The 6,621-nt window shown below is 68.7% G+C and carries 5 protein-coding genes and 1 pseudogene; 1 reads left to right on the top strand and 5 read right to left on the bottom strand.

What is annotated here, in order from left to right:
- A pseudogene (locus tag BRX43_RS16985) lies at positions 1-869 on the bottom strand (hypothetical protein); the annotation flags it as partial.
- Positions 870-921: 52 nt separating this feature from the next.
- The gene (locus BRX43_RS16980; RefSeq protein ID WP_125996276.1) at positions 922-1,215 is read right to left on the bottom strand and encodes an Hpt domain-containing protein; all 294 of its coding nucleotides are present in this window, start codon (positions 1,213-1,215) and stop codon (positions 922-924) included.
- A 108-nt stretch (positions 1,216-1,323) separates the two neighbouring features.
- On the opposite strand from BRX43_RS16980, the gene BRX43_RS16975 reads away from it, so the two are divergent.
- On the top strand, positions 1,324-3,942 hold the full coding sequence (locus tag BRX43_RS16975; protein ID WP_206433259.1) for a hypothetical protein: 2,619 nt from the start codon (positions 1,324-1,326) through the stop codon (positions 3,940-3,942).
- A gap of 589 nt (positions 3,943-4,531) precedes the next feature.
- Here BRX43_RS16975 and BRX43_RS16970 read toward each other — a convergent pair.
- From BRX43_RS16970 to BRX43_RS16960, 3 genes are all read right to left on the bottom strand, one after another.
- Positions 4,532-4,879, bottom strand: a complete 348-nt coding sequence (locus BRX43_RS16970) for a tetratricopeptide repeat protein (RefSeq protein WP_125996280.1) — start codon at positions 4,877-4,879, stop codon at positions 4,532-4,534.
- Between the two features lie 799 nt (positions 4,880-5,678).
- Positions 5,679-6,098, bottom strand: a complete 420-nt coding sequence (locus BRX43_RS16965) for a biopolymer transporter ExbD (protein WP_125996279.1) — start codon at positions 6,096-6,098, stop codon at positions 5,679-5,681.
- A gap of 36 nt (positions 6,099-6,134) precedes the next feature.
- Positions 6,135-6,614, bottom strand: a complete 480-nt coding sequence (locus BRX43_RS16960) for a biopolymer transporter ExbD (RefSeq protein WP_125996274.1) — start codon at positions 6,612-6,614, stop codon at positions 6,135-6,137.
- Positions 6,615-6,621: the final 7 nt, after the last annotated feature.

Here is a 6,621-nt window from a genome sequence, read left to right as displayed (position 1 = left end):
TGGTTATGATGTTGTTGTTGTTGAGGTACGGTCAGAATCGAGTGTGTGAAGTGTGTGGCGTCTTGGGTGGCGTCGGTGTGTATGAGAGAGGGCCTTGGGCTCGTCGCGGTGTGAGCGGGGGGCGGGGCAGCGGCCGCACCGCCCAGGGCGATGCCGGCCGTTCCCGCCCGCCGTTCGATCAGGCGCGGCACCAGCGCACGGGCCAGCGGCGCCAGCACGATCGCGTTGAACCAGTTGCGCCGATCGGCGACCGTGGCGGCCAGCACCGCCTTGCCCCGCACCGCCAGCGCGGCGCTGCTATGTTCGATGCCATGGCCGTCGCGCAGCATCGCCTCCGCCAGGGGCACATGCGCGGCGCGCGCCTGGTCGGCCAGCCGCAGCGCGGTGGATTGCAGATTATAATCCCGGGGCAGCGCGGCGACATCGGCAATCCGGCGCGCATCCAGCCGCGCGACGCCCGCCCAGGCCGTGCCGCCGCCCAGCCGCTCGTACCGGGTCGGCGCGGTCGCATCGGGCACGACGAGCAGCGCGTCGCTGCCTTCCTCGGCGAAGCCGTCGATCACGTCCTGCGTCGTGATCAGGCCATCCGCCAGCATGACGATCCGCGCGAGCGGATGAAGCTTCGCCGATGCCTCGGCCGCCGATCGCACCGCATCGACGGCGATGCCGCGCTTGCCGATCCGGCCCAGCGCACCGAGCAGTTCCGGTGTCAGCCGTCCGACCACCACCACCAGCTGCGCCGCGCCCGCCGCGATCAGCAGCCGCGCCTGATATTCGATGATCGTGACGCCGCCGAACGGCAGCGTGGCGGTCAGCTGTCCCGGCCGGTCGTCGGCATCCTGTTGTGCGAAGAGTAGACCGGCAAGCATGGCCCCGGCTGTTAAGGCTCCGGCGGTGGGATGCAAGAGGCGGCCGGTCGACTCAGAGCCGATCGACGGCGCGCCGGATCTTGACCAGCAGGTCGGGATCGCCCGGCCGCGCCTCGGCCGCCAGCGCCGCCAGCCCCATCAGTCGCACCGCGCCGAAACTGGCGGACAGGCCGCGCAGCCGCGCCGCCGCCATGCGCCAATGCTCCACCGTCTCCGCCGCTTCCAATTGCGTGCACGCGCGCGTCACGCCGTCGAGGAAAGCGCCGCGCAGTTCCGCGATCAGCGCGGGCTCGTCACCCACCGCCGCCGCCAGCGCCGCATCGATCGCTCCGGGATCATAAGCCATGGTCTGTCCGTAAACGCAGACACTTAACGAGATATTGCGACGGGGTGTCGCGAGCCGGTAAAGATGGTACAGGACGGCGATGATGGGGGATCGTTGATGGGCGCGCCGGTGGATTCAGGCCATGACCTCTGGCCGCGACGGCCGGACGAACCGCGTGGCCAGCCCGAGGTGCTCGAACTCGTCGTCGAGCAGCCCGAACAGGCGGCCGCGACTCGCGGCTGGACCGGCCCGGCGGCCCTGGCGGCGGCCGTGCTGCTCGATGCCGCGATCCTGTGGATGGTGCGCAACCAGCTGACGACGCTTTCGCCGATCCAGGCGGTGCAGATCGCCACCGCCTTGTGCGTGGTGCCGGCACTGGTCGGGATCGTCTGGCTGCTGGCGCAACGCACCAGCCGGGCGGAGGCGCATCGCTTCGGCCAGACCTCGCGGGCGATGCGCGCCGAGGCGGCGGCCCTGGAAGACCGGATCGCCACCCTGTCGCAGCATATCGACGTGCAACGCGCGCATCTGAACGACCAGCTCGCCGCGCTCGCCCATACCGGCGATGCCGCCGCGACCCGGCTGGAGACGATCGGCCGCGCGCTCGCCGGCGAGATCGAGCGCGCCGACGCCCATGCCCATCGCCTGGCCGACGCCGCCGAGATGGCGCATGCCTCGGTCGCCGAGCTGCTCGCCGCCATCCCCGCCGCGCGTGCCGACAGCGAGGAGATCGGCCGTCGCATCGATCAGGCCGGCCTGTCCGCCGCCGCGCAGGTCGCCGCGCTCGATGCCCAGCTCTCCACCCTGGCCGACCGCGCGCATGAGGCGGATGTGGTCGCGACCACCGCCGCCGAGCGATTGGCCGCCAATATCGCCCGCATCTCGGAGGCGAGCGACGGCGTCGGCCTGCGCCTGGATCGTGCCGGCGCGACGATGGCGACGACGGTGGAGGCGCTCATCGCTCGCACCGAGCAGTCGGTCGAACAGGCCCGTGCCGGCCTGGGTGCGGAGGGCGAGGCCCTGGTCGCCGCCCTGGCGACGCACCAGGGCCAGCTCGATAGCGGCGCCCGCGAGACCACCGCTGCGATTGCCCGCCAGGCCCAGGCCATGGCCGATGCCGCCGATCAGGCCCGCGCCACGCTGGAGGCGCAAGGCGAGACGATGATCGCGACCTTGCGCGCGCATCAGGAGGCGCTCGACGCCACCGCCCGCGCCGGCGCGGAACGCCTGGAGCAACAGGCCGATCGGGTCGACACCCGGCTGCGTGACGCCCATGGCGCGCTCGGCACGCAGGGCGAGGCGATGCTGGCGACGCTCGGCACGCACCAGGCGGCGCTGGACGCGAGCGCCCGCGACGGCGCAGCCCTGCTCGCCGGCCAGGTCGACGCGATCGAAGGCCGGTTGGAGCAGGCTCGGGCCACGCTGGAGGTGATCGGGGAGGCCGGCACCCAGGCGCTGGCCGAACGGCTGGAGGCGATCGACCGCGCAGTCGATCATATCGCCGGACGGTTCGAGGGCCAGGCGGGTGCCGGCGATACGATGATCGCGGGCCTGCACGCCGCGATCGAGTCCGTCGAGCAGCGTATGGCCGCGCTCCAGGATCAGGGCGAGCAACGCTCGCAGCGGCTCGCCGCCTCGATCAGCGCGCTGGGCGGGTCCGCCGATGCGATGACGGAGGCATTGAAAGCCGGCGAGGCGATGGCGACGCGCACGATCGGCACCGCCGAGACGCTGTTGGTCGCGCTGGACGCGGCGGCGCGCGAGATCGACGAAACCCTGCCGGAGGCGCTCGACCGCCTCGATGGTCGGATCGGCGCGAGCCGCTCGGTCGTCGCCCAGGCCAAGCCGGAACTGCTCGCGCTCGTCACCGCGGCGGAAAGCACGCATGACGCGATCGAGTCGATCGCCGATGTCATCGCCACCCAGCGGCGGACGCTCGACGAGCTCGGCACCGGACTGTCGGCAACGCTGGGCCAGGGGCGCGATCAGCTGGCGGCGCTGGACGAGAGCGTCGCGGCGGCGCTGGACCGTTCCCAGCGTTTTGCCGGCGAGGCCGCGCCGCAATTGCTCGATGCGCTGGAGCGGGTGCGCGACACGGCCGAACTGGCGGCGGAACGCGCCCGCGAGGCGCTGACCGCGGTGATCCCGCAGGCGGCCGCGACCATGGGCGATGCGGCGACCGAAGCGATGCGGCGGGCGACCGGCGACACGGTGGTGCGGCAGGTCGATGCCATCGCCGACGCCACCCGCGTGGCGGTCGAGGCCGCGACCCAGGCAACGGAGCGGCTGGCGGCCCAGGTCGACACGATCGCCACCCAGTCGGCCCTGGTCGAGACCCGCATCGGCGAGGCCCGTCAGGAGCGCGAGACGGCCGAGAAGGACATGCTGACCCGGCGTGTCGCGACGCTGATCGAGCGGCTCAACTCCGCCTCGATCGACATCACCCGCGCCTTCGCGCCGGACATCGCCGACAGCGCCTGGGCCGCCTATCTCAAGGGGGATCGCGGTGTCTTCACCCGCCGGGCGGTGCGGCTGCTCGACGCCAGCCAGGCGGCGGCCGTGGTCGAGCTATACGATGGCGACGCCGGCTTCCGCGACCAGGTCAACCGCTACATCCACGATTTCGAGGCGATGCTCCGCATGATCCTGGCGCAGGCGGAGGGATCGCCGCTCGGCGTGACCCTGTTGTCGTCGGACATGGGCAAGCTCTATGTGGCGCTCGCGCAGGCGATCGAACGGCTTCGCTGATCCGGCGTCGGGCACGGAGCACGGGTTGGGCGACGATCTGGTTGTCGAGGACCGCTGAGGCGGCAGCGCCGTGTTATGGCGCGATCGATTGGTCCGCGAGAACGCGGGACAGCGCCCCCACATGGGATGTGAGCCTTTGATGCGCGGGGGTTGGGTCAGTTTGCCGCTGCGTTTGGCGGAGGGCCCTTCTTCACTCGGATTGCGAGGGAAACGCTAGGACGGGCCACGCGGCTTCCCGAATTTAGGCGCTCGCCGCCCTGATCGTGGCAATCACGCGATGATGGCCGGCATGTAGTCCAGCGGAGGCCTGGAGGTTTGACTGACGCATAGCTGGCATTGTCCGGTTTTGACCCGTCGCCTCCGTCACACCGATACCCAGGTGGAGGATCCGTTCGGCTCGACGTCAGCAAAATAGTCCGGTCGCATACGATACGTTAAGCCGAACATCCGCTCCCGCTGCTGAGATGATTGCGAGCCATGACCAAGGCCATCCGTTTGGGCGGATGGCTTTGGTCATGCTTCATGCGATGGCAGGCTATCGCTAAGAAGGACGCGGCCCCCCGCCCCGTCGAACCCAAGCGGTCAGGGTTCAGCGGGTCGCGATCGCGAGCGGCGTCAAACGATTCAGACCGCGCTGCGCCACCTGATGCGAACCGGCCGTCGCGCCGGACGCCAGGTCCATCTGGACGTCCGGCGAATCGAGCACCGCCGCATAGAGGGACTGCGCCTCAGCCGTACGACCGGTCTGCTGGTACACCGCCGCCAGGTTGAGCAGCACCTCGGGCGTTGCCTTGCCGGACTGACGCGCCGTCGAAAGCGTCGCTTCCGCCTTTTTCAGATTGCCGGCGGCAATGGCCATATAGCCGGTCCGCTCGGCCGCCATGGCAGGGGCCGCCACCAGGGCGAGCCCAATTGAGGACATCAGCACCGTGCGCATCATCCATCTCCCAATCGCGTGACCATCACCACGATGTTTCACTTTTGTGACTCAGATGTGTCATTTCCGTGAATGCAACGCAAGGGGGAAAGGGCCGGGTCGAGACAAAGCGCCTGTGTCATTGGTGGACAGACAGGCCCCAGCTCGCGCGAACACGCGCTTTGCGTCCGCCGGATGTGGAAAAACAGGGCTGCGAGATCAGGATGCCATCGGATCGACCCAAGCCGTCATTGGGGGCGCAGCGAAGCGACCCATGGCCGCGCGCGCGACGCTCTGGATTGCTTCGCTACGCCCGCAATGACGGTCCCAAGTCGAGGTCATGTCCATGGGCTGTAGGGCACCCCGCCCAGGACCGAGCGCCTGCTGCGGAGGGCGCGTCAAGGCATGCTGGCGACGGCGGACCTGTGTATCCCGCTCAGGCGATCTATCCCATGACCTCCACTGGCGTGACGGGTCTCGCGCCTTCTGTGGGACGGTGCGTGGTGGTTGCCGGCCAACATGGCGGTCCGATGATCGGCCGTCGATGGGGATCAGGCAAGGTAGCCGCAATACGTCGCGAGGGAGTCGGCGAAGGCCAAGCATGGGCAGGTCGCAGGTGGCGTAGGACAGTCAGCGACCAATACGCGCAAAGCCTGGCCTCCCCTTCATCCCGGCGGATGGACCTGGCTTCGACACTGATGCCGGTAGATGCCCTTCCCTTCACCACGGCCGCACCGAGGCCCGGGCGGCGGCCGGCAGCACGCAACAAAAAAGGCGGCCCCGCAGGGCCGCCTCGCATCGTCTGGCCAGGATCGAACGATCAGAAGTCGTTACGATACTGCTCGTTGCCGATGAAGCCGAGCTTGGTGATCGCGGACCGCTTGACCACGGCCAGCGTCTTGTCGACTACTTCGTAACGTGCGTCGGGCGCGGGCTGGAAATGGAGTTCCGGCTCCGGGTTCATCGCCGCCGACTGGTCGAGATACTGGCGCAGCGTCACCTCGTCCACCGGTGAGCCGTTCCAGGCGATCGTGCCCGCCGCGTCGATGGTGATCTTGTTCTTCTGTGCATCGACCGGGTTCGCCGGGCTCTTCGAGTTCTGCGGAAGATCGACCTTCACCGCATGCGTCTGGATCGGGATGGTGATGATGAACATGATGAGGAGAACGAGCAGGACGTCGATCAGCGGCGTCATGTTCATTTCCATCATCGGGCCGTCGTCTTCTTTGCCGCCGCTCATTGCCATGTCATGCTACTCCTAAATACGTCCGAGCGATCAGCGATCAGTGGTGCCGCTGGCGGGCGGCTCGGAAATGAAGCCGACGCGGGCGAAGCCGGCGCGCTGCATCGTGTAGATCGTGCCGCCGATACACTTGTACGGTGCGTTCACGTCACCGCGGATATGCGCCTCGGGCAGTTCGAGGCCGGCGGCATTGGGGCCGCCCTGGCGATCGATCTCGGCCTTCAGCTTGGCCACACCGCGATCGAGCAGTTCGGTCGAGGTGACGCGCGACAGGCCCCAATAGACCGCGCAGCCGCCATCGGGCGCGGTCGTCACCGACAGCAAGACGTTCTCGGGCTTGGTCGTCGTCGGATCGAAACGGACATCCGGCAGCTTCAGCTGCACTGCCTGGACGGCGACGGTCGTCGTCACCAGGAAAATGATCAGGAGCACAAGCATGACGTCGACCAGCGGCGTCGTGTTGATGTCCGATATCGATTTCTCGGTGGAATCGCCACCAACACTCATCGCCATGTGCGAA

The organism is Sphingomonas sp. S-NIH.Pt15_0812 (assembly GCF_003951315.1).
GTDB lineage: Bacteria > Pseudomonadota > Alphaproteobacteria > Sphingomonadales > Sphingomonadaceae > Sphingomonas.
Note: the sequence above shows the minus strand (reverse complement) of the source record. Positions and strands in the feature narration are given on the sequence as shown.